Source organism: Streptomyces sp. NRRL WC-3618 (genome assembly GCF_001280005.1).
Lineage (GTDB): Bacteria > Actinomycetota > Actinomycetes > Streptomycetales > Streptomycetaceae > Streptomyces.
In genome coordinates, this window is sequence record NZ_LGDW01000297.1 from 1 (window position 1) to 418 (window position 418).

General features: G+C 64.8%; 1 protein-coding gene. It reads left to right on the forward strand.

The features are described 5' to 3' along the window. A partial coding sequence (locus ADL01_RS23375) for an alpha-amylase family glycosyl hydrolase (RefSeq protein ID WP_267889936.1) occupies nt 1-418 on the forward strand: 418 nt, incomplete at both ends.

The window sequence follows — 418 nt, forward strand, 5'->3', positions numbered from 1 at the left end:
ACGGTGACGGAGTCGGCGACCTCAAGGGCCTGACCGCCAAACTCGACTACCTCCAGTGGCTCGGCGTCGACTGCCTCTGGCTGCCCCCCTTCTTCAAGTCACCCCTCAGGGACGGCGGCTACGACGTCTCCGACTACACCGCCGTCCTCCCCGAGTTCGGCGACCTCGCCGACTTCGTCGAGTTCGTCGACGCCGCCCACCAACGCGGCATGCGCGTCATCATCGACTTCGTCATGAACCACACCAGCGACCAGCACCCGTGGTTCCAGGAGTCCCGGAACGACCCCGAAGGCCCCTACGGCGACTACTACGTCTGGGCCGACGACGACAAACAGTTCCAGGACGCCCGGATCATCTTCGTCGACACCGAGGCCTCCAACTGGACCTTCGACCCGGTCCGCAAGCAGTACTACTGGCA